This is a genomic window from Vibrio ziniensis (assembly GCF_011064285.1).
Lineage (GTDB): Bacteria > Pseudomonadota > Gammaproteobacteria > Enterobacterales > Vibrionaceae > Vibrio > Vibrio ziniensis.
In genome coordinates this window covers 1,555,385-1,575,150 of the sequence record NZ_CP049331.1, presented here as the reverse complement: position 1 = coordinate 1,575,150, position 19,766 = coordinate 1,555,385, and the positions used below count along the sequence as shown (strand labels likewise).

Sequence of the window (19,766 nt, the reverse complement as noted above, 5' to 3'; positions counted from 1 at the left end):
TTATTTCATTGCGTGACCAATAGACTGAAGGTAAGCAATGATGGCATCCATCTCTGTTTTCCCTTCAACATCTTTTGACGCATTCGCTATTTGCTCATCTGTGTATGGTACGCCGAACTGATTGCGGAAAACCTCAAGTTTCTTCTGAGTATTTTTTCCGTCTAATACATTTTCAGCTAACCAAGGGAAAGCAGGCATATTTGATTCTGGGACTAGCTCTCGCGGGTTCATCAGGTGAACACGGTGCCATTCATCAGAATAACGACCGCCAACACGAGCAAGATCAGGACCAGTACGCTTGGAACCCCATAAAAATGGGTGTTCCCATACACTTTCACCGGCTACAGAGTAGTGTCCGTAACGTTCAGTTTCAGAACGGAAAGGACGAACCATTTGGCTGTGACATACGTTACAACCTTCACGGATGTAAATATCACGACCTTCCAACTGCAGCGCAGTATATGGTTTCAGGTTTTCTACTGGCTCAGTAGTTTGCTTTTGGAAAATCAACGGTGTGATTTCAACCAAAGCACCCCAACTGATGGCGAATACAATCATAATTGCCAACAAACCGACGTTACGTTCGATAATGCCGTGGCGATTATTAGAATCTGAACTCATTCTTTAAATCTCCTTACGCTGGTTGTTGGATAGCTTTTAAGCTGTGGTTCGGAGCAGAGATCGTCTTATAAGTGTTGTATGCCATTAAGAACATACCAGATAAGAAGATGAAGCCACCGATGAATCGTACTGTGTAGAATGGGTACGAAGCTTGAACTGATTCCACAAAGCTATAAGTTAAAGTGCCGTCAGAGTTAACTGCACGCCACATCAAGCCTTGCATTACACCAGAGATCCACATCGCGACGATATACAACACCGTGCCGATTGTCGCTAACCAGAAGTGAGCGTTAATCAGACCAACAGAGTACATACGCTCTTGGTTAAATAGACGTGGGATCAAGTGATAAACAGAACCGATTGAAACCATTGCAACCCAACCCAATGCACCAGAGTGAACGTGACCAATCGTCCAGTCAGTGTAGTGAGAAAGCGCGTTTACAGTCTTAATCGACATCATAGGGCCTTCGAAGGTAGACATACCGTAGAAAGATAGAGATACGATTAAGAAACGTAAGATCGGGTCATAACGTAGCTTATGCCAAGCACCAGACAACGTCATGATACCGTTGATCATACCACCCCAAGAAGGAGCGAAAAGAACCAACGACATCACCATGCCCAAAGACTGTGTCCAGTCTGGAAGAGCGGTGTAGTGTAGGTGGTGCGGACCTGCCCAGATATAAAGTGAAATCAATGCCCAGAAGTGAACAATTGATAAACGGTAAGAGTAAACTGGACGTTCCGCTTGCTTCGGCACAAAGTAGTACATCATACCTAGGAAACCGGCTGTTAGTAGGAAACCTACTGCGTTGTGACCATACCACCATTGAACCATAGCATCGACAGCACCTGAATAAATCGAATATGACTTAGTCATTGATACTGGGATCGCCATGCTGTTAACGATATGTAGAACAGCAACGGTAATGATGAAGGCTCCAAAGAACCAGTTTGCTACATATATATGAGAAGTCTTACGTTTAACAAGTGTTCCAAAGAACACCACTGCGTAAGAAACCCATACTAGTGCGATAGCAATATCGATAGGCCATTCTAACTCAGCATATTCTTTACCAGAGGTAAAACCTAATGGTAGAGAAATTGCTGCAGATAAAATGATTGCTTGCCATCCCCAAAAGGTAAATGCAACAAGCGGACCACCGAATAAACGAGTTTGACAAGTACGCTGAACAACATAATAAGATGTTGCGAATAGGGCACTTGTACCAAACGCGAATATAACCGCATTAGTATGCAATGGACGGAGACGACTGTACGTCAGCCACGGCGTATCAAAGTTTAGCTGTGGCCAAACTAATTGAGCGGCAATCAAAACACCTACACCCATTCCGACAATACCCCAGAGAATAGTCACTAAGGTAAATTGACGAACGACTGTATAGTTATAGTTTTGTTCAAGCTGCTTTTCTTGGCTCATTTTGCATGCTTCCAATGTCTAATTAACTACACTTTTCTTCCAACACGACAAATGTCGCAATGCCACCCAAATCCATAACATAATTAAGTTTTATCAAAACGTTAATAGCTATTGCTGACTTTACGAAAAAGTGGCATTTTCAAGCGGAAAAGTATACTGCAATTAACAATTCAATGACAGTGTAGTAACCTTACCCTTTATCAGGTTTTGCTCTTTTATTTCAAAACTTTGAACTTTGTTACACGAGGAACCCGTTCTAATGGCAGCTGAAAAGCTTACAAAACACAGACTTGCTCAAATTGTCGTCACATTAACACTGCTTCTTATCGCATTCTTTTGGAGAACGATCACATATAGAGAGGTAAGCACTGTTATTTGTAATCCACAGCCAAATTGTTCTGTATTTGTAAATAACCAAAAAATAACTGTTACAAAAGATGATAAACAAATTGGGGTGTTTGATATTTATCCAATCCCTTCAAGCTGGGAAATAAAATATGATGGTGAAGTAACAAGAGATGAACAACATGTAGTCTTGTTTCCTAATTCCAACAATGTTCAAACAAGTACTTCTTTATTTATTAATGATTCCATAAAGATTCAAATTGTAAATTAGTTCACTTTAGTTAAATTTATAGGGCTTATGTGACATGGAGAGGAGAGTGTCCTACCTATCTGAATTAATATGGGGTATAAATTAATTCAGTTTATATATATAAGTAACTCATAAATGCGACTTAAGACGGCTATATCAAATGAACTAGATGCTAATGCAGCAATCGAACACATCAAGTTATCTATTAGCATTGAAGGTATCAAAGCTATAGTCTGTTACTACACTGAAGCATACTGTAATCAGAATCTATCCAACGTTCTGTCTCGCCACTTTCCTAATATTCCACTTATTGGTTGCTCCTCATGTAAAGGACTTATGACGGAATCAGGGTGTCATTGCGGTCCAGTCATCGGAGTAATGGCTATATATGATAATTCGCCATATAGCGCCTATGGCACGGCAAACGTCAGCCTAACTGACTGCAACGATTTCAAGCAAGCCGTTAATTCAGCGATAAACAAGGCGCTATCTAAAGCAAATAGAGTTGGTGAAGTACCCGATTTCATTATTCTTCATGCAACACCAGGTAATGAAGAACGTATTATCGAGGCGATTGATGCGCAGTTTGGCACCCAAGTACCTATTATCGGTGGTAGTGCTGCAGACAATAATATTGCCGGCAATTGGTCTGTCTTTAACGAAGATAACGAATCATCCGAAGCATTAACTCTTCTCGTAGGTTTCCCTTCGATACCCATAGCTACTGGGCTAAGTGTCGGATATTCACCTACAGAATATTATGGCTTAGTGACCAAAGCTCATGGTCGATATATATATTCTATTAACAAAAAACCAGCTAAGCAGATTTATCAAGAATGGTTAAGAGTTCATTCTGGTCTCACAATCTTAGATGAATATCTGTTTGATTATGTATCTGAGTTTCCAATCGGTAATGTCGTCGGGTACATAGGTAGCCAGCCTTACTTCAAGTTGTCACACCCAATTCGTATCACCGAAGATGATGCATTAGAAATGTTTTCTGAGAGCAAAGTAGGAGAGACAATTACATTGATGACTGGCTCTAAGAAGCATCTTGTAGAAAGAGCCTCGCGAGTAGTTAAAGACGCCAATACCAAAAACTACAATGAATCAGAGATGGTTGGCGGAATTCTTATATTTTGTGCAGGTTCAATGTTACATCTAGGTGAACAAATGACAGAAGTGTATAAAAAGATTTCAGCTCAAATGAATAAGCAGCCATTTATCTGTCCATTCACGTTTGGTGAACAAGGTAAACTTGTCGGAGGCGAAAATGCTCACGGCAATTTAATGATTTCATCAGCCATTTTTTACGACTCAGAGCATTATCTATGAAGCACCAATACATAGAACATTTCAATGAGACGTTACTTGAGCTAGAGCGTAGCCGAGAGCGAGAACGTTTAATAACTGAAGAAAACCGCGTAATTTTGGCAGCACTTTCAGCATTAAGCCAGGCTGAAAACAAGTACCAGATATTTGATGAACTCAAGAAAGTACTTAGTCGATATATAAAATTCAGTGATTTTGTCGTGATATCTAAAGGAAAAGGAGTCAAAAGCTACTCCACATTCCTGACTTCAAATATTTCATTCACAGGAAAAGAGTGGGTTAATGGGGGCAAATTTCAGCGTGTACTTAATGGCGAAAGCATTATCCTATTTGAACCGATTAAACTTGATGAGTTTAAAAACCTCAATTCTTTCCTTAAAGAGCAGATTAACTCGGCACTTATTACAGGCATTAGAACTCAAACCTCAGATTCAGTGTTATTGCTGCTAGGTAGAAACAAAGGGCAATTTAGCCTTGATATGAAATCGACCTTATTCAGATTTAGACCTCTTTTAGAGAGAGCTATTAGTGATATTGAATATAAAGAAGAGCTGCAAAGCTTAGTCGACCTAAAAACCAGAGAGCTAATTGTAGCCCAAAAGATTGCCGAGCAGGCCAACAAATCTAAATCTCAGTTTCTAGCCATGATGAGTCATGAACTAAGGACACCACTAAATGCAGTGTTAGGATTAATCGATGTGTTGAGAGATACATCTAATACACACCAATTAGATCTACTTGAACAAATGGAAAGTTCTGCGGAGCTCCTTTTAGTGATAATCAATGATGTCCTCGACCTAAGCCGTGTAGAATCTGGCCATTTTAAGCTACAGTGTCACAATGTTAATCTATTCCATAAACTTAATCACGCTCTCGAATATCACAGACAACTTGCTGAAGATAAAGGGATTACGTTTTGTATAGATGTCAAACTATGTCCTAATGCTGAGTACTTTGTAGATTCAGTTCGACTTACACAAATATTATTTAATGTTGTCGGTAATGCTGTCAAATTTACTGAAAACGGCATGGTGACAGTGTCACTAAATGATGTGAATAGCAAATTGTATATTCAAGTGAACGATACAGGGATTGGTATTGAAAGCGAAAGAGTTGAGCAATTGTTTTCGCCGTTCATACAAGCGGACAGTTCAAATACAAGAAATTATGGCGGCGCCGGTCTTGGATTAACCATCACCAAGCACCTAGTCGAACTGATGAAAGGTACAATTTCTGTCAACAGTGCATTGAATGAAGGAAGTTGTTTTGAAATAACGATTCCTTTGAAAGAAAGTTGTCAGAAAGAACACCAGAATACAATAACAAACACAGTAACTAAAAAGAGCAACGAAAAAAGCTATAACATATTGGTGGTAGAAGACACAAAGACAAATCAAATGGTGATACAGTTGATGTTAAGTCGCTTAGGTTACAACGTGACGTTAGCAGATAATGGCCTACAGGCAGTAGAGCTAATCAAAAATGACGCTCAATTTGATTTAGTGTTCATGGATATTTCCATGCCAATCATGGACGGGATTGAAGCAACAAAACATATTCGTTCCAAAAATCTTAATGTACCTATCATTGCTTTAACAGCGCATACTATGGAAGACGATAAAGATGAGTGCTTCAAAGCAGGCATGGATGGTTTTATTATTAAACCAATGCGTATAAATGAAATCTCATCCGTGATAGAGAAGTTCGCATCCTAATAACTACATTTATAAACAGTGATTATAAATGTAGTTATTAGGTATTTTATGGTAAATACCCATTATGTAAAACACTAAAAGAGATGAGTATAACTGTAGGCTCATAATAATATAATTTAACATAACATACATAATACGTAGTCATTAATAGATTGTTGAAATACACCATATCCCATAACAATTGCTCCATAACTCATTGAAAATCTTTGTAATCCATACTTACTGAACTTTTTTGCCATGCGCTCCCAGACCTCCTTTGAGATCACACTTTTGCTGCGGTCAACGTGACAACCAATGAGTGCCAGTTCTGGGGCTATTTTTGTTTTTTCTGCGAGAAAAATTGCTTGTTCATCAGACATATAACGCTTTCCTTTGCGGAAATCACTGATTCGCTGCTTAGGAATGTCCAAATCCACTGCAATCTGTTGGTCTTGTTGGTAGTTTTGAGCCTTTTTATAGGCTTCAATTAGTAAGTTTTGGTACATCACACATTCTCCGTTTTTGTCATTACAGGCTAAAAATCAGTATTTTGTGAGTCTTGCATTCACCATATTTGGTTACTAAGCTCTAGCCAATTCCTGACCACTCTGATTATAGGCAGCGATCCGATAAATGCTCAAGCACACGACGAAGATCTACTACGACTTGCTGCCCGATTATTCGGTGTCCGTACTGGTGTACGGCTCAACCGAATGGGATGTATTTCGTAGTATGAATCACTTGTGCGCTTGGGCTGATGCGGAAGTGACGCAGTATGAGTTGGTTGACATCACCAACACGACCGCTCAACAGCGGATGAACTTGGGGGTATTCGATGGCTGTCAGTATTGATTACCTCTGTTTCACCTTCAAAGTCAAAGATTTACGCCACTGTGGACGCGCCACTTTCATGGATACTCATGAACACGATCCGAAAGTAATGAAAAAGTTACGGCGTAATACGGTAATGATAAATCCGTTAGCGCGCCTTTTTCCACAAGAGCCGGTATTTCTCACCGACTTTCGTGCGCACAGCGCCGACGACATTGAAACGTATCGTGAATTTTTCCGAGCGCAGTACACCGAGTATTTAGAACGTTGCCTTCGATTGTTTACCACGCACGTACTCGGTTTAACCATGACGGCACCACGTGGATTTGGTTTTCAGTTCTACACCGAATCGATGAAACTCACCACCGCCGATGGCGAAGACTTTTGCGGTTTCGTGGGGATCGGTGGCAACCAAGACACAGTGCATTTTCAGATTAACGGCACCGGCTGCAAACACGTGTTTACCAAGCTGCCGGCTTGGGAGCTCCACGGTTGGTTGTCTAACGTGTTAGGTATCAAACAGCTGGCGCGTCTGGATTTGGCGTTCGACGATTATCACGGTTTGTTCGATTGTAACTACGCGCTCAAAGCCGCTTATGAAGATGCGTTTCGTACCGCCTCCCGAGGCGTTTCACCGACAGTGAATGAAAACCACAAGTACCGTTTTGGTGAAAACGGCACTAAGCACTACAGCCAAGAAATGGTCACCGTCGGCTCCCGAACTTCTCGCATTTACTGGCGTATTTACAACAAAGCCCTTGAACAGAATCTCGCTCAGAACGGCATGGTTTGGTATCGCACCGAGTGTGAGCTAAAAAAATGGGACATCGACGCCCTATTAAATCCTGACGGCGCCTTTGCGGCATTGAACGCTTTTAGTGCATCGATAAGCAGTACTCCCGTCTTTAATACCAAGCCTCAGCCTGAAAAGCGTGTCGCGTGTGATGTGTTAAGTGCTGCCTATTGGATGCGTCGCCAGTACGGAAAGATCCTTAACGCGCTGATTGAAGAATTCGACGGCGATATTCCCAAGGTCATTGGATTATTGCAACGGGACGGACGCAAGTTCCGCTTCCCTGATACGTATGCGGCGTTAATCCAGTCCATTACGAACCGGTCTGTCTCAGACCCATTGGAGTGTTAATCATGAGTAAAGGTGTATTTGTGTTAGGCGTGGACATCATCTGGAACAGTTTTCGGGGGGATGGTGCTCAGCTCAATATCTCGCGTCCACTGCGTGAAATCAACGTCGAGAAGTTCAAACGCCGCACATTAGGTGAGTCGGGCGATGTCAATCCGCAGTTTGACCACCCTATTCAGCTCGATTATCAGTACGCGCTGAAACTGGAAAAAACTGGCGCGTTAGTTCCGCGTCGTGAATACGAACTCAAGATGGAAATCAACCCGACCGACCCATTATCGGGCGCTATCGTAACGGAGTTGATCCCGATTGATGATGAAATCAAAGCCCACTTTAAAGCATCAGGCATGACCAAATAATGAGTCAAAATTCAGGAACTTACATTATCACTTGTGAGTATCCCGATTGCTCAAGTGGCTATCGTTTGGTGACGTTGGAAGAGATCTCCACTCAACTGGCGCCGCCTTATATGACCCTCGACCAACTCAAACAGGTCATGCCTGAAACAGTATTGTTTCTTGCCCTCTGTTGGTGTTGGAAGAAGGTTCTCCACCACTAAAAAGGAAAACATTTTATGAAAACGTTGAATGTAACAAGTGTTGTCTCCGCTGTGTCTTTGGCTTTGGTTTCAGGTGCGGCTTCAGCTGCGGCACCCGATGTCACAGGTGCGGTGGCGAGTATTGGTGAATTTGGTGTAGTGATTGGTACGCTTGGCGGTGCTTATCTGTTGTTGACCATTGCTAAAAAAGCGTGGGGCAAAATCGGTGGTTAATGGCGCCTTTGCTTGCTAATTCAAGGGCTGTTTACTCAGCCCTTTTTTGATCAATTAAGAGGGTTTAAGGATGGTTCATTATGACGTTAGAAATGTATGTCATTTGCGTATTTTTACTCGGCTTATTTGTGCTGCACTCCTAGTCTGGACACCGATTTGCACGGCATTAGAAGTTAAGGCCACTTGGATACTGAAGACCGAAGACTACCGTGATTGCCTTATCATTACCGAAGAGGAAACGGCTACGGAGGCGTTGAAGGAGCAATGCAAAAGCCAAATATATGAATCACTGACACTACCGAGTCCCGAAACCTATCATGTTGAATTTACTTCTGATCTTTACCAAATGAAGTTTTATTGGGGCAAGTTTTCTGCCTCCATTCGATTCGCCCGCTGGCAGCTCATCAATAGAAAATCCGCGCAAAATTGCAAGTCGGATCAAGTACCTACGTTTCCCAATACGTCGTGTGATCCCCCTATTCCAACCTGTGCCGATTCGGACATACAAAAGGAATTTCAGCAAGCACAGTATGTGTGCCAGATAAATAACCCTAATAGCCAATTGTGGAATACCGATTACCGTTGGTCGTGTGAGGACGTTGAGGGAGAATCTCCAACCATGTCATCAAGTTGTCACTATAACCCCAATAACTGTATTGTTGGCTTGAGTTGTAAAAGCGACAATGATTTACCCTATTGTGATCCCAGTAAAGAGGAGTGTGAACTTCCCCCGCAGAGCACCACTCCGTCAGACTTGCCGCCCATCGGTGGCAGCACCTACGATACGGTCGAAAACATTCCTAGCTTTTGTGATATGAATCCGCAGTTGTGTGAGAAGCAGCAACCTCCAGTAAACCGCGCTGAGCCCAATCCCAATCCCGTGAGAAAGCCGCCAATCAACTCCACATTATCGGCGGGTGACAGCGAGATTGTGCAAGAAATCTCGGTCACTAATCAGCATTTGGGCAATGTGAACGCCAATCTCAAAAACCTCGGTGGTCAATTGCTTGATCAACTGGCGCGAGGCAATGAGTTCTCCCAACATCAATTGGGTGTACTGCGAGAAATGCTTGAGTCACTGAGCCGAACTAAAGTGGTGATCCCGAATGAAATAGGAAACGACGGTAAACCTACGACAAAGCCGATGGCGAGAGCCGATTGTGACAAGTCTATCTTTGAGTGTCGCGGCGATGTCATTCAATGTGCCCTGCTCAAAGTTCAGTACGACAACACATGCACGGCTGACGAACTGGTGCAACTGGAAGAGGCGTTTAAAGGCATCAAGTTACTCAACAATGAAACGCTGTTGGTGCAGAGCGACACCGTTGATTACTCACGCATGAATCAAAAGTACCTCAGCGGCGGCGTTTCTTTTGGAGGCGGCGGCTGTCCTGCACCTGAGCGAATTTCGTTTCGCGCCTTTGGTGAATCCAAATCCATCGAATTTAAGTTTGATCCCGCTTGTCGTTACGCCGAATTGTTAAGACCCCTACTTATCGCGTTCGCCTGGTTAACGGGATTGTTCATCATCGGTCGCACACAAGGAGCCGTTTAATATGCAGTATTTTATTGGATTTTTAGCCACTGTGTTGGTTCCACTCATTCCAAGTTTGGCTAAAGGACTCGCCACCTATGTGGCGCTTTCGGTTGGTTTCTCTCTTGTGGCTTACACCGGTGTTTCAATGGCGATCGATTCGATCGCCGACTACATACAGTCGAACATGAACGGCGTGACACCCAAACTCGCGGCACTGATGGGCATGGCGGGCGTCGATACCTACATCAATGTAGTGCTCACCTGTGTGGTGTTCTCGTTTACGTTGAACGGCTTAATGTCGGCGACCGGCTATCGTCCATCGTGGCGCAAACCGGTTGACCCTGCATAAGGAGCAAAAGCAATGTTGCACGGTTTCAGTGGCGGGATGGGAACAGGCAAAAGCCTTAACGCCATCAAGTTTATCATCGAGAACGACAACTTTGCCGACCGTCCTGTGTACTATCACGGCATTCGCGTGATGCTTCTCGATTACAAGGTGTGTAACAGTTTTCAAGGCTGGCTCTATGGCGTCTATTTTCCTGCCAACAGTCACAACAAAGAGCTGGAATCAAAGCTGCTGCGCATTGAAACCGAGCAACGTCTGGCGACACTCGAAGACTTTCCCTATTTGGCGTTTCACTACAAGAAACATGAGCCGTTCAAACAGTGGATGCACTGGTTTAAGAAACTGGCATCCCCTAAGCGCCTCGCCGCATTTAAAGAAGCGTTAGCGGTGCTTGAACTTGATGAAGAATCCATCACCTATCAGGACATTAAACACTTGAACCTGTCTTGGACGGCGTTTGATGATCCCACAGAGATCCACACGCTGCCTGCCGGTTCGGTGATTCTGGTTGATGAAGTGCAGAACATATGGGGCAACAGAACGGCGGGTAAAGCCATGTCGCCTGATGTGAAGTTCGTAACCACACACCGGCACAAAGGCATTGATTTAGTCTACATCTCCCAAGACTTTAAAGATGTTGACCAAATCATCCGCCGGCGTATGCAGTATTACGTCCATTACGAATTCATCGGCGGTGATTGGCTGCATCGATATTTCCACATCGAAGGCTTTGACCCTGCCAACAAGACGGAACTAGCCAAGGCTGAGAAAGAGAAAGTCAAACGCGATAACAAATACTATGGCGTCTATCTCAGCTCCATCAAGCACACGCAAAAGGTCAAAATCGACCCGCAGTTAAAGAAAGGCATCATCGGCTTAACGGTCGGCATTTTAGGTATCAGCGCGGCGGCGTTCTACCTCTATTCGTGGTTTCAAAAACAGGTCACACCGGCATCTGTTGAAGTGGTTCAGAGCGAGGTTTCAACCATTGAAAGTGCCGAAAATACGGAAGAAACAAAAATACTGGATATAAATACAGTGTATCTAGAAAGATTTCTGCCAAGGCTCGATGCCCTACCTTTTTCAGCACCGGTGTATGACGGACTAACGCACGAAGCCAACCATTATCCCGAGCTGACTTGTGTGATTATGCATGATGAATGCAGTTGTTTTACCCAGCAAGGCACCGCCTACGCATTGGAAGATCATGCCTGTTTTAATATCGCCCGCTATGGGTATTTTGACCCGTTTGAAGTCTCAAGCGATAACCATCAGCGCCGTAAAACCGCTCAAACTCGCTCTAATGGTGACAATGTCGTGCTTAACAAAGGTGGGCTCTATTAATGAAACGCATCCTTGCCCTCGCCTTGCTGTGCCTCGCTTCCCGAGCCTTTGCCTTTGAAGCCAACCTTGCCGGTAAGACGCTCAATGAGTTCTTTATTATCTCAAGCAAAGTGTTTGATAAGACCATCATCGTTGACCCGTCAGTGAACGGTGACTTGAAGCTCTATCAAGCCTCGGGCGCGGCGAACTTTCGTGATGTGTGGTTCAGCGTTATGCGCGCTCACAGCCTCACTTACATCGAATCGGGTTCGGTCATTCGCGTAGACAAGCGCAACAAACTCACTGGCGGCAATGAAATCATCACGCGCACCTATAAGCTGCTCTATCTGACTGCTGATGATTTACTTGAACCGCTGAGAAAGTCCCTCGTTGTTCAATCGTCCGTGCTCGATGTGCCTGATGTAACCAATGTAGACAGTATCATTGCAGGCTCTGCACTGATGATCACCGCGCCTAAATCGATGCACAGTGACATTGTCGAGTTCATCGATACGGTCGACAAACCACTTAAACAAGTGAAGATACGCGCTGTGATTGTGGAAACGGTAGACGGTGATTTACGAGATTTAACGGTCAATCTCGCTGCCGGTGCGGGTGCAATTAAGACGGCGTTTGATGGTTCAGCCATTGCGTTCTTAACCGGCTCTCCTAATTTCACCGCAACCAATGACGATTTTAATGCGTTTGTGCGTTGGATTGAGTCCAATGACAAAACCGAGATATTGAGCCGCCCTGAAATCAGCATCTTGCACGGTCACAGTGGCTTGATTAGTGTTGGTCAGGAGCTGCCTATCATCACCGGCTCGTACACCACAGAAACTGATGGAAGCAGTAAACCGTTTCAGACGATTGAACGTAAAGATGTAGGCTTATCGCTTTGGGTCCAGCCTATGATTGGTTTGAATGGGGATATTAAACTCAGGGTAAAACAAGAGCTTAGTCGTGTTGATAAATCTGTGGAAGCCAGTGACATTGTCACGAGCAAGCGACAAATAGATACCGTTCTCACGATCAAATCCGGTCAAACCATCGCACTAGGCGGCATGATGGCGAGAGACTCACAAACCGTGACAATGAAAGTACCGGTGCTTGGTGACATCCCGTACCTAGGCGTTTTGTTTCGTTCTGAATCGGAGAAAAGCAGTAACCGGACATTGGATGTAGTTCTACATGTTGTGGCAATTTGATTAATCTTTGACCTTTTTCCGAAATTCTATTGACCCAGAACGATTAATAATTAAACATATAAAGTCATCTCGGTACTTGAATCGTCTTACTGTACGTTTAATTGTACATATAAGACCATGTTGTTTCTAAAATTGTTACATTAGTCTCGATAATTATGTGTCGATAGTCTAGTGTTGTTTATGTAAGTTGTTTGGCGAAAGTTTGGATTTCGTAGTCATGATTAGGGGTTTATCATGAAAGTATATTTAGATGATGAACGTACAACTCCAGAAGGCTGGGTTCGTGCTTATTGGCCTAATGAAGTTATTTCAATGCTAACGGATGGCAAGGTTACAGAAATCAGTCTTGATCACGACTTAGGTGATGACCGCAAAGGGACTGGATATGATGTTATTTTGTGGATTGAAAAACAAATGGTCTTGAATAATTTTGAGCCACCAAGGCTTAAAGTTCATTCCGCTAATATATCCGCTAGACGTAAAATGGAACAAGGAATCGACCAAATCTACCGTATGTCAAAACATCGAAGAATTGTTTGAATTATTTGTTTTTATTGAAAATTATGATTGTTCCATTTGGTCGTTCAAATATAATAGCTTTTGCTAAAGTATGAAAAATGAGCAAATGGACTTTTATGAAAATTGAAGAAATTAAATACATACATGGATACTTAGTTGAATACTTCGCCAATAGAGATGATCCTATTTCCCCTGCCGGTATTAAAAGCGAAGAACTACTAGAATCAGCAGTTTGCAGACCACTTATGACGGCTGGCGGAAAAGACGCTTACATAGGTGTGTATAACAAATGTGCTGCTCTGTTTCATTCTATTATCAACAACCACTGTTTCCACAATGGCAACAAGCGCACAGCACTCCTCTCCACTATTGTCTACATGAGCGAACACGGTTACTGGTTAACCATTCCTACAGACTCTGAAATGTTTGAGTTTACACGTAAAGCAGCTGCTCATGAGTTAGGATGTAGTCGTGATAACGAACTAAAGTCGATAGCAACATGGCTGAAGAAAAACTCTCGAAGACGAACTAATGGTGAACATCCTCTTAAATTTCAGCAGTTGAGAGAAATCCTTGTTAGATTTGGTTATGACGTGGGGGAATGTGACGGTAGAACTATACCTATTTATAAGGATGGCGTATTAAAAACATCCATCTTGCAAAAAGGGAGCAAAGGTAAAGAGGATTACGATAAGCAATACATTCAGAAGCTGCGGAAAAAATTAGATTTAACGCACGAATTTGGAGTGGATTCTTTTGGTTTTTATGGCGCTGCAGGATTTAACGATACATTACATATGTTCATGACCATGAGAGCTAAAGTGATGCGTGATTTAGCTACTATCTAAGTACGCCCCGAAGGGATAAGGGAGCGTTTTACGCGACCGAGACACCAAGCCCACACTAAAGCTGAGTGTCTCGTGTCGTTAAATGGCGCGGAGCTTCCCAAATATTCTTATGGCATCAAATTCCCTCTTCCTGCTAAGCCAAACGACCTAATCACCTAAAACGCCCAAAATTGCTCATAGCTTTGCAGCATACGTATAGCGGCTTTCCGTCTGACTAATAAAGCGCAATTACGGTTGAGTGTGTGCTCGGAACGAGCGCACGCACAAACGTGATGCGCTTGAAGGAAAGGCAAAACCCCCGAATCTGTATTACGGGGGTAAATTCCACCGAACTATCGGCGTTCTCTGTTTTGAGGACGTTTAGCGCCTCTCTAATACTAAGATTTTCGCTACAGCTCTAGCTAACCTTAACAACTTTGAACTTGTTTGGAGGGTTTCTTTATCCTGACCGTACATAAGAGCTTGAGCCAAGAGGATTTGTTGAGGAGTGATAGTTTCACCAGTTGGTGTAACGATATGATCATGGGATATTTTGAAATCTTCCCAGTTCTTCTTGTGGCTGATAACTCTTCCTGTGTTAAGCCGCATTAATCGACGACAGCATTCAGGCATTTCACGCCCTCTGTCCCATGCTTTCACAGTATTGATATGCTTACAACAGAGATCAGCGGTCTCTTCAATTGAGAGACCGCATTCAATTTCACGAAAGAGTTGGTTTTTTGTATAACGTGGACGTTTCATTAACTGCGCGTTTAAAAGATATGCGTTATACCGATAACCCTCAATTCTTCGCAATTACATATAGTTAAATGAACAATCTAATGCGAGTAAATTCACATATAGCTTAGTGGCAATAAACGCTTCCTGCTTTATTATCCATATGACAGCATTGTCCCCATGGACATGTAACACGTCTCTGGACAATTTCGAGTTAAGGTTGGCAATCTCGGTATGTACCTTCGAATTAGATTTAGTTAGGGAAACAGCGAGAAAAATACAGTTTATGATCTTGATCACCAAAAGCGTAATACATACTTTTAAAACGAATCAACAAACCTAAAGTCATACTTTTTTTGCTCACCATGATATGCAACAATGATATTGCCATGAAAAATCATTAGTTTAGAGGTTCTATGTCTGGTGCTGCTAGTTTAAACGATTTCAAGTTATTAAATATTAAATGTAAAAAGTACTTTGACCTTTACTCAAAAGGCGCTGTCTTTGCTAAGCAACCCGAGAATGACAAGCTAAAGGAACGGTTTGGTTTTTACCTGTTCATGCTTGAAAGTTTGTGTGATGAGAAAGATCTTGATCGTATCAGTGATATTATCACTGATACTGAATACAACGCATACCTAACGGGTAATCGATTTAATGACCAAGGTATTGATGCGATTTATATTAATGATGAAAGTAAAGAAATATTACTCTTCAACTTTAAGTTTAGAGAATCATTTAAACCAGGTCAGATGCAAAGTTCAAATGAAGCTTTTGTTTCAACGAAACTAGTAAATTGTATCTTGAATGGGAATTCCGACGGTCTAGAGGGAAAGTTAAAGAGTTTAGTTGATGACGCGATAGAAAGACTCAATAGTAATGATGTCTGGAAGACCTCTCTTTATATGCTTAGCAATGAAGCAGTTCCAATAAATAATGATGAGACAGCTATTCAGCAACTGAAAGACTTTTATGATATGGAAGTTATTTCCATCTGTCTTCCTCAAATTAAATCAATGATGTCTATTCGGCCAAAGCCAATATCTTCAGAGCTTATAATCGACAATGACGCTTTAATGTCTTATTCGGAAAACACCATCTCAACATCAAAGTCATATATAGTAAGATTAAATGCGGCAGATATAATTAGAATAACATGTAAAAATCAAGAGCTAAGAAATAACTACAATTGCGAGAAAATTGAAGTTTTAGCTAAAGAGCGCATAGACTATGGAGTTTTATTCGACAATGTTCGAGGCTTTGTTCAAAAATCAAAATACAATGAAGCCATAGCGCGTTCTCTAAAAGAAGATCCTAGCAAGTTCTTCATGTATAACAATGGCATGACAATTGTTGCTAAAGATATTAAAGCAGAGCCTGTTAATGGTAACAAAAAAGTAAGAATTTCCATCAGTGACTTCCAAGTGCTAAATGGAGGTCAAACGCTCCGAACGCTTCATAATTTCAATGCTCAAGATGATTCTCATATATCTGAGTTTTTATCTAAAAGCGAAGTCTTAGTTAGAATATTCAATGCCTCAAATAGTGATGCCGTTAACAAAATCGCAGAATACACTAATAGCCAAAACTCAATCTCAAATGTAGATTTAAAGTCTTTGAGTACTCTACAAATTCAACTAGAACAACTTTTGGATGAACATGACATTATCTATTCAAGAAAGAATGGTGATACTGGCATGAATGATCAAAAAAATTACAAATACAAAATTAGCATGGAGTTATTTGGACAGATACTGTTTGCAATTCAAGGTAATCCTGAAAAATCATCTAACCAAAAACAACATATCTTTGGTAAGTATTATGACGACATCTTCTCGGAAAGAAATTTCAATATATCTGATGCACCAGAGATTATAGAAAGCTACTTTGACATTAAAAAATCATATGACTCAGTAAAGGAAAGTCTACAGAAGATTGAACAAAAAGTATTCTACATACTATATATGAGAAAAGTTCGTAGTGATCTTGATAATCAGGCGTGTATTGATGAACTTGAACGTATACTAGAGCTGTTTGAGCCGTCTAAGAAAAAGATTACAGATGCTCGTAAAATGATCCAAGTCCGTTTTAAAGATTTTCTTAATGAGCAATTAGGCGTATGTTAGTATAATTTTTAAGAACTGTTAAATAGGGAGAGATTAACGACTCCCTATTTAAATTTGAATAAGCCATAGTACCAAGTTTTCTTACCATTAGTTAAAGTATTTCATAATCCCAATTTTACTATTTACTTTGATGTCGCTGGTAACTCACTTTGGGGCATTTAGATGTCAGCAAAAACTTTTAAGGTGCATAAACTATCTTTGTTTATTGATTGGACTATTCGCATTTTTGATTCCTCATTTAATGAAATATCCTGCCACTCGCCATTTGTTTGCTACTTTCTGCAACGTTACAGTTTCTATAGCCGAGCTTTTTTGACCAAAACTTGCTGCAAAATTGATAACAAGATACTGACCATCGGCAACTCCAGGAAGAGAGTTGTGTTCAGATGCTCTCTTAACTGAACGAGAAATAATTTGTCCTAAAGGTGCGCGTATTTGGGTGAGCATTCTTTTCCATTTGGAACTTGATATTCTTTCTTGAAATACAGGAGCAGCCTCACTCCAACTTAAGGCATACTCACCTAAATCAACGGTCTCTAACCATGATATAGCATCTTCTTTTCTACTATCATTTACATCTAAAATCGCTGATTCTGATTCAACACTTAATTCAGCAACATCGACTTCAAAAGCAGCTGCAATAGCTTTCTTTGATTCTAACGAACACTTACCTTCACTCTCTATTCTTTGAATTGTTCGAAGGCTTATCCCTGCAATGAATGCCAATTGCTCCTGAGACCAGAACTTTCCAGAACGAAGCTTTTTGATTAGTTCTTGATTTACCATCGTTTACAACTTTCCCCAGAAGACATACAAAAAACAATTATTGCAGGAGCGCTATAAGTTTTCCACGTCAGTTGCACGACACATACGCTAGGCAATCCACGATACTCGATTATCGGTTGGATGCTGAATATTCACTTTAGGAAGCCGAAAACAATCTGGACAAGGTTATCGTTTTTAGTATTACCAAAAATAATTCAATTAATGACAAATGAAACGAGTCCTGAAACATTGCGTAGCATACAATGGGGCAGAATCTAGTTTACGATAAACAATTGCGCCTCTATTTGTTGTGATATTTGATGTGTTTATCTAGGTGCCTTGGAATTATGTAGCATCTTAGCTAACACCCGCGCAAATCGGATCAGCTTACGTGTAGTTTTAAGCTCTAGTTCAGACTGGATTTCGAGCAGTGCAATGCCGATGACAATCTGTTGGGGAGAGACAAGTTGACCGGTGGGAAGTTCGAGTTTATCGCGCACCATTTTGAACTGTTGCCACGACTCGTGATGGCTGATCTGCCGACATTTTGCGAAACGCATCAGTCTTTTACATTCTGGAGGAATGATATTTCCTTTATCCCAATCAGTGACAGTCCTCGCACTTTTGAAACACAATTCAGCTGTTTCTTCGACACTTAACCCACATTCGAATTCACGAAAAAGTCTGTTTTTATGCATGACTAGACCTCAAGATGATTCTAGTGCATAAAAATGACATTCTGTATCTATTTGTTAAATATAGGAAATTTACCGTAATTCGACATAATGCGCACTTAGATATGATAAAGATAAGGCGTTGATTTAGCGTCTTATATCTTGTTGTTTGATGTCTATTGCGTCCAGAACCATTCCAAAACGCTTTAACTCTAAGCCGCCAAAGTTGTTTATGGCATAACTTGAACTGTGCGGTGTGTAAATTCCTGCTGCGTATGCTTGCTGATCTTTCTCTAGCGTAAGTTTCATTTCAACTGCGAGCTTGCGGCAACAGATTCCTATGCGCTAACTTCTAACACTATTAACACTATTAACACTATTAACACTATTAACACTATTAACACTATTAACACTATGCTAATCGAATGTACTATTCAGCGATTCTTTTTTGTCTTGTCGCCCGAACTCTTAAATCCTTGATGCGGAAATACGTTGCGAATTCTCTGTTGAACTTTTTTAGGCACTTGCTCAGTAAATACTAATTTCATTCCTGTTCGTTGCTGATATACCTTCATTTCTCCGCTAAAAGGTGTTACTTCAGCAATCTCTGACACATTGTGTTTAAACGTTGGCGGAAAATGCCCCTTAACTTTATGTAAGGTGCCGTCTTTAAAGATTACTTTGAGAACAGGTCGATCAACAGCGACAAGCCAAAAAATGATTACAGCCGCGATTACAATTACGTACAACATGAGTAGACTCCTAATTGGATAACAACTTGCTCAAATCTTCTTTTAAGTTCGATACGGCTTTACTTGCTTTCTCACTTCTAGACGCTTCACTTAATAGATATTCGATGGCATCTGACAAGGTACAGCCAAGTTCATTAGCTCTAGTTGAAAGCTTTTCCCAAACCTGGTAGTCAAGATCAATTGATTTTTTACGTGTATGAATCTGCTCAGCATTAAAATGACGTTTACGTTTAGCTCGAATGGCCTGCTTTAACTTGTTATCAAGTTCAGGAGCCATATTTTTTTCTATCCATTCTAAGACTAATGTTGGTTCGTGTTCTATAGATTTCAATTTTTGAATGGCTGATTCCGCTTCACTACGATCAATATGACAAGTGATTGGTTCGCCATCTTTCCATTTCTTAATCAAGTACTGCCATTTCCAACCACATTCCAAGTTTTCAAGCTGCTGATATTTCATTTGAGGCAATCCATTAAAATTTAGGGTGACAGCGTAACCCAATCAGTATCTATGTTCAAATTAA

The 19,766-nt window shown here is 41.4% G+C and carries 23 protein-coding genes; 14 read left to right on the top strand and 9 right to left on the bottom strand.

Features of this window, described 5'->3' with window-relative positions:
* Both ccoO and ccoN read right to left on the bottom strand, forming a co-directional pair.
* Entirely contained in the window at positions 1 to 621 is a 621-nt protein-coding gene (gene ccoO / locus G5S32_RS07135) for a cytochrome-c oxidase, cbb3-type subunit II (RefSeq protein WP_165311363.1), read from the bottom strand.
* 13 nt (positions 622 to 634) lie between these two features.
* The gene (gene ccoN / locus G5S32_RS07130; protein ID WP_165311362.1) at positions 635 to 2,062 is read right to left on the bottom strand and encodes a cytochrome-c oxidase, cbb3-type subunit I; all 1,428 of its coding nucleotides are present in this window, start codon (positions 2,060 to 2,062) and stop codon (positions 635 to 637) included.
* Between the two features lie 259 nt (positions 2,063 to 2,321).
* On the opposite strand from ccoN, the gene G5S32_RS07125 reads away from it, so the two are divergent.
* The 3 genes from G5S32_RS07125 (at position 2,322) to G5S32_RS07115 (ending at position 5,704) form a co-directional block, all read left to right on the top strand.
* Positions 2,322 to 2,678, top strand: coding sequence for a hypothetical protein (locus tag G5S32_RS07125; protein WP_165309911.1), 357 nt, complete (start codon positions 2,322 to 2,324; stop codon positions 2,676 to 2,678).
* 114 nt (positions 2,679 to 2,792) lie between these two features.
* Positions 2,793 to 3,992, top strand: coding sequence for an FIST signal transduction protein (locus tag G5S32_RS07120; RefSeq protein ID WP_165311361.1), 1,200 nt, complete (start codon positions 2,793 to 2,795; stop codon positions 3,990 to 3,992).
* Positions 3,989 to 5,704 carry a response regulator gene (locus tag G5S32_RS07115; RefSeq protein WP_165311360.1) on the top strand — a complete coding sequence of 572 codons (1,716 nt, stop codon included), beginning with the start codon at positions 3,989 to 3,991 and terminating at the stop codon, positions 5,702 to 5,704. The genes G5S32_RS07120 and G5S32_RS07115 overlap by 4 nt, the downstream gene beginning before the upstream one ends.
* Positions 5,705 to 5,820: 116 nt before the next feature.
* On the opposite strand, the gene G5S32_RS07110 is transcribed toward G5S32_RS07115, so the two are convergent.
* Positions 5,821 to 6,189, bottom strand: a complete 369-nt coding sequence (locus tag G5S32_RS07110) for a DUF3693 domain-containing protein (protein WP_165312737.1) — start codon at positions 6,187 to 6,189, stop codon at positions 5,821 to 5,823.
* Positions 6,190 to 6,316: 127 nt separating this feature from the next.
* Between G5S32_RS07110 and G5S32_RS07105 the strand changes: the two genes are divergently transcribed.
* The 10 genes from G5S32_RS07105 (at position 6,317) to G5S32_RS07060 (ending at position 14,208) form a co-directional block, all read left to right on the top strand.
* Entirely contained in the window at positions 6,317 to 6,535 is a 219-nt protein-coding gene (locus tag G5S32_RS07105) for a hypothetical protein (RefSeq protein ID WP_165311359.1), read from the top strand.
* Entirely contained in the window at positions 6,519 to 7,658 is a 1,140-nt protein-coding gene (locus G5S32_RS07100; protein WP_165311358.1) for a replication initiation factor domain-containing protein, read from the top strand. Before G5S32_RS07105 ends, G5S32_RS07100 begins: the two co-directional genes overlap by 17 nt.
* Positions 7,659 to 7,660: 2 nt before the next feature.
* A complete protein-coding gene (locus G5S32_RS07095) occupies positions 7,661 to 8,014 on the top strand; it encodes a DUF1293 family protein (RefSeq protein WP_165311357.1) in 354 nt (117 codons plus the stop codon).
* A 215-nt stretch (positions 8,015 to 8,229) separates the two neighbouring features.
* Positions 8,230 to 8,427 carry a major capsid protein gene (locus G5S32_RS07090; RefSeq protein ID WP_165311356.1) on the top strand — a complete coding sequence of 66 codons (198 nt, stop codon included), beginning with the start codon at positions 8,230 to 8,232 and terminating at the stop codon, positions 8,425 to 8,427.
* A 70-nt stretch (positions 8,428 to 8,497) separates the two neighbouring features.
* Entirely contained in the window at positions 8,498 to 9,982 is a 1,485-nt protein-coding gene (locus tag G5S32_RS07085; protein WP_165311355.1) for a virulence factor TspB C-terminal domain-related protein, read from the top strand.
* Between the two features lies 1 nt (position 9,983).
* Positions 9,984 to 10,313 carry a DUF2523 domain-containing protein gene (locus G5S32_RS07080; RefSeq protein WP_165311354.1) on the top strand — a complete coding sequence of 110 codons (330 nt, stop codon included), beginning with the start codon at positions 9,984 to 9,986 and terminating at the stop codon, positions 10,311 to 10,313.
* A gap of 12 nt (positions 10,314 to 10,325) precedes the next feature.
* Positions 10,326 to 11,654 (top strand): zonular occludens toxin domain-containing protein, encoded by a 1,329-nt coding sequence (locus tag G5S32_RS07075; protein ID WP_165311353.1) that lies wholly within the window; start codon positions 10,326 to 10,328, stop codon positions 11,652 to 11,654.
* Positions 11,654 to 12,841 (top strand): type II secretion system protein GspD, encoded by a 1,188-nt coding sequence (locus tag G5S32_RS07070; protein WP_165311352.1) that lies wholly within the window; start codon positions 11,654 to 11,656, stop codon positions 12,839 to 12,841. Before G5S32_RS07075 ends, G5S32_RS07070 begins: the two co-directional genes overlap by 1 nt.
* Before the next feature lie 234 nt (positions 12,842 to 13,075).
* Entirely contained in the window at positions 13,076 to 13,381 is a 306-nt protein-coding gene (locus G5S32_RS07065) for a cyclic-phosphate processing receiver domain-containing protein (protein WP_165311351.1), read from the top strand.
* A gap of 95 nt (positions 13,382 to 13,476) precedes the next feature.
* Complete coding sequence (locus tag G5S32_RS07060; RefSeq protein ID WP_165311350.1) at positions 13,477 to 14,208, top strand: type II toxin-antitoxin system death-on-curing family toxin; 732 nt, start codon at positions 13,477 to 13,479, stop codon at positions 14,206 to 14,208.
* A gap of 360 nt (positions 14,209 to 14,568) precedes the next feature.
* Here G5S32_RS07060 and G5S32_RS07055 read toward each other — a convergent pair whose 3' ends face one another.
* Positions 14,569 to 14,949: a DUF3653 domain-containing protein gene (locus tag G5S32_RS07055; RefSeq protein WP_165311349.1), complete on the bottom strand. Its 381-nt coding sequence runs from the start codon at positions 14,947 to 14,949 to the stop codon at positions 14,569 to 14,571.
* 392 nt (positions 14,950 to 15,341) lie between these two features.
* Here G5S32_RS07055 and G5S32_RS07050 point away from each other — a divergent pair, with 392 nt between their 5' ends.
* Positions 15,342 to 17,051 carry an AIPR family protein gene (locus tag G5S32_RS07050; RefSeq protein ID WP_043854073.1) on the top strand — a complete coding sequence of 570 codons (1,710 nt, stop codon included), beginning with the start codon at positions 15,342 to 15,344 and terminating at the stop codon, positions 17,049 to 17,051.
* Between the two features lie 234 nt (positions 17,052 to 17,285).
* Here the strand turns inward: G5S32_RS07050 and G5S32_RS07045 are convergent, their stop codons facing one another.
* The 5 genes from G5S32_RS07045 to matP form a co-directional block, all read right to left on the bottom strand.
* On the bottom strand, positions 17,286 to 17,837 hold the full coding sequence (locus G5S32_RS07045) for a DUF4019 domain-containing protein (protein ID WP_165311348.1): 552 nt from the start codon (positions 17,835 to 17,837) through the stop codon (positions 17,286 to 17,288).
* A gap of 305 nt (positions 17,838 to 18,142) precedes the next feature.
* Entirely contained in the window at positions 18,143 to 18,514 is a 372-nt protein-coding gene (locus G5S32_RS07040; protein ID WP_165311347.1) for a regulator, read from the bottom strand.
* 123 nt (positions 18,515 to 18,637) lie between these two features.
* Positions 18,638 to 18,799, bottom strand: coding sequence for a single-stranded DNA-binding protein (locus G5S32_RS07035; RefSeq protein WP_165311346.1), 162 nt, complete (start codon positions 18,797 to 18,799; stop codon positions 18,638 to 18,640).
* A 125-nt stretch (positions 18,800 to 18,924) separates the two neighbouring features.
* The gene (locus G5S32_RS07030; RefSeq protein ID WP_165311345.1) at positions 18,925 to 19,242 is read right to left on the bottom strand and encodes a DUF3634 family protein; all 318 of its coding nucleotides are present in this window, start codon (positions 19,240 to 19,242) and stop codon (positions 18,925 to 18,927) included.
* Positions 19,243 to 19,252: 10 nt separating this feature from the next.
* Positions 19,253 to 19,702: a macrodomain Ter protein MatP gene (gene matP / locus G5S32_RS07025; protein WP_165311344.1), complete on the bottom strand. Its 450-nt coding sequence runs from the start codon at positions 19,700 to 19,702 to the stop codon at positions 19,253 to 19,255.
* Positions 19,703 to 19,766 lie beyond the last annotated feature (64 nt).

Coding starts and splice junctions, on each gene's coding strand:
- ccoO (WP_165311363.1), bottom strand. CDS start 621: ATGAGTTCAGATTCTAATAATCGCCACGGCATTATCGAACGTAACGTC.
- ccoN (WP_165311362.1), bottom strand. CDS start 2,062: ATGAGCCAAGAAAAGCAGCTTGAACAAAACTATAACTATACAGTCGTT.
- G5S32_RS07125 (WP_165309911.1), top strand. CDS start 2,322: ATGGCAGCTGAAAAGCTTACAAAACACAGACTTGCTCAAATTGTCGTC.
- G5S32_RS07120 (WP_165311361.1), top strand. CDS start 2,793: ATGCGACTTAAGACGGCTATATCAAATGAACTAGATGCTAATGCAGCA.
- G5S32_RS07115 (WP_165311360.1), top strand. CDS start 3,989: ATGAAGCACCAATACATAGAACATTTCAATGAGACGTTACTTGAGCTA.
- G5S32_RS07110 (WP_165312737.1), bottom strand. CDS start 6,189: ATGTACCAAAACTTACTAATTGAAGCCTATAAAAAGGCTCAAAACTAC.
- G5S32_RS07105 (WP_165311359.1), top strand. CDS start 6,317: ATGCTCAAGCACACGACGAAGATCTACTACGACTTGCTGCCCGATTAT.
- G5S32_RS07100 (WP_165311358.1), top strand. CDS start 6,519: ATGGCTGTCAGTATTGATTACCTCTGTTTCACCTTCAAAGTCAAAGAT.
- G5S32_RS07095 (WP_165311357.1), top strand. CDS start 7,661: ATGAGTAAAGGTGTATTTGTGTTAGGCGTGGACATCATCTGGAACAGT.
- G5S32_RS07090 (WP_165311356.1), top strand. CDS start 8,230: ATGAAAACGTTGAATGTAACAAGTGTTGTCTCCGCTGTGTCTTTGGCT.
- G5S32_RS07085 (WP_165311355.1), top strand. CDS start 8,498: ATGGTTCATTATGACGTTAGAAATGTATGTCATTTGCGTATTTTTACT.
- G5S32_RS07080 (WP_165311354.1), top strand. CDS start 9,984: ATGCAGTATTTTATTGGATTTTTAGCCACTGTGTTGGTTCCACTCATT.
- G5S32_RS07075 (WP_165311353.1), top strand. CDS start 10,326: ATGTTGCACGGTTTCAGTGGCGGGATGGGAACAGGCAAAAGCCTTAAC.
- G5S32_RS07070 (WP_165311352.1), top strand. CDS start 11,654: ATGAAACGCATCCTTGCCCTCGCCTTGCTGTGCCTCGCTTCCCGAGCC.
- G5S32_RS07065 (WP_165311351.1), top strand. CDS start 13,076: ATGAAAGTATATTTAGATGATGAACGTACAACTCCAGAAGGCTGGGTT.
- G5S32_RS07060 (WP_165311350.1), top strand. CDS start 13,477: ATGAAAATTGAAGAAATTAAATACATACATGGATACTTAGTTGAATAC.
- G5S32_RS07055 (WP_165311349.1), bottom strand. CDS start 14,949: ATGAAACGTCCACGTTATACAAAAAACCAACTCTTTCGTGAAATTGAA.
- G5S32_RS07050 (WP_043854073.1), top strand. CDS start 15,342: ATGTCTGGTGCTGCTAGTTTAAACGATTTCAAGTTATTAAATATTAAA.
- G5S32_RS07045 (WP_165311348.1), bottom strand. CDS start 17,837: ATGGTAAATCAAGAACTAATCAAAAAGCTTCGTTCTGGAAAGTTCTGG.
- G5S32_RS07040 (WP_165311347.1), bottom strand. CDS start 18,514: ATGCATAAAAACAGACTTTTTCGTGAATTCGAATGTGGGTTAAGTGTC.
- G5S32_RS07035 (WP_165311346.1), bottom strand. CDS start 18,799: ATGAAACTTACGCTAGAGAAAGATCAGCAAGCATACGCAGCAGGAATT.
- G5S32_RS07030 (WP_165311345.1), bottom strand. CDS start 19,242: ATGTTGTACGTAATTGTAATCGCGGCTGTAATCATTTTTTGGCTTGTC.
- matP (WP_165311344.1), bottom strand. CDS start 19,702: ATGAAATATCAGCAGCTTGAAAACTTGGAATGTGGTTGGAAATGGCAG.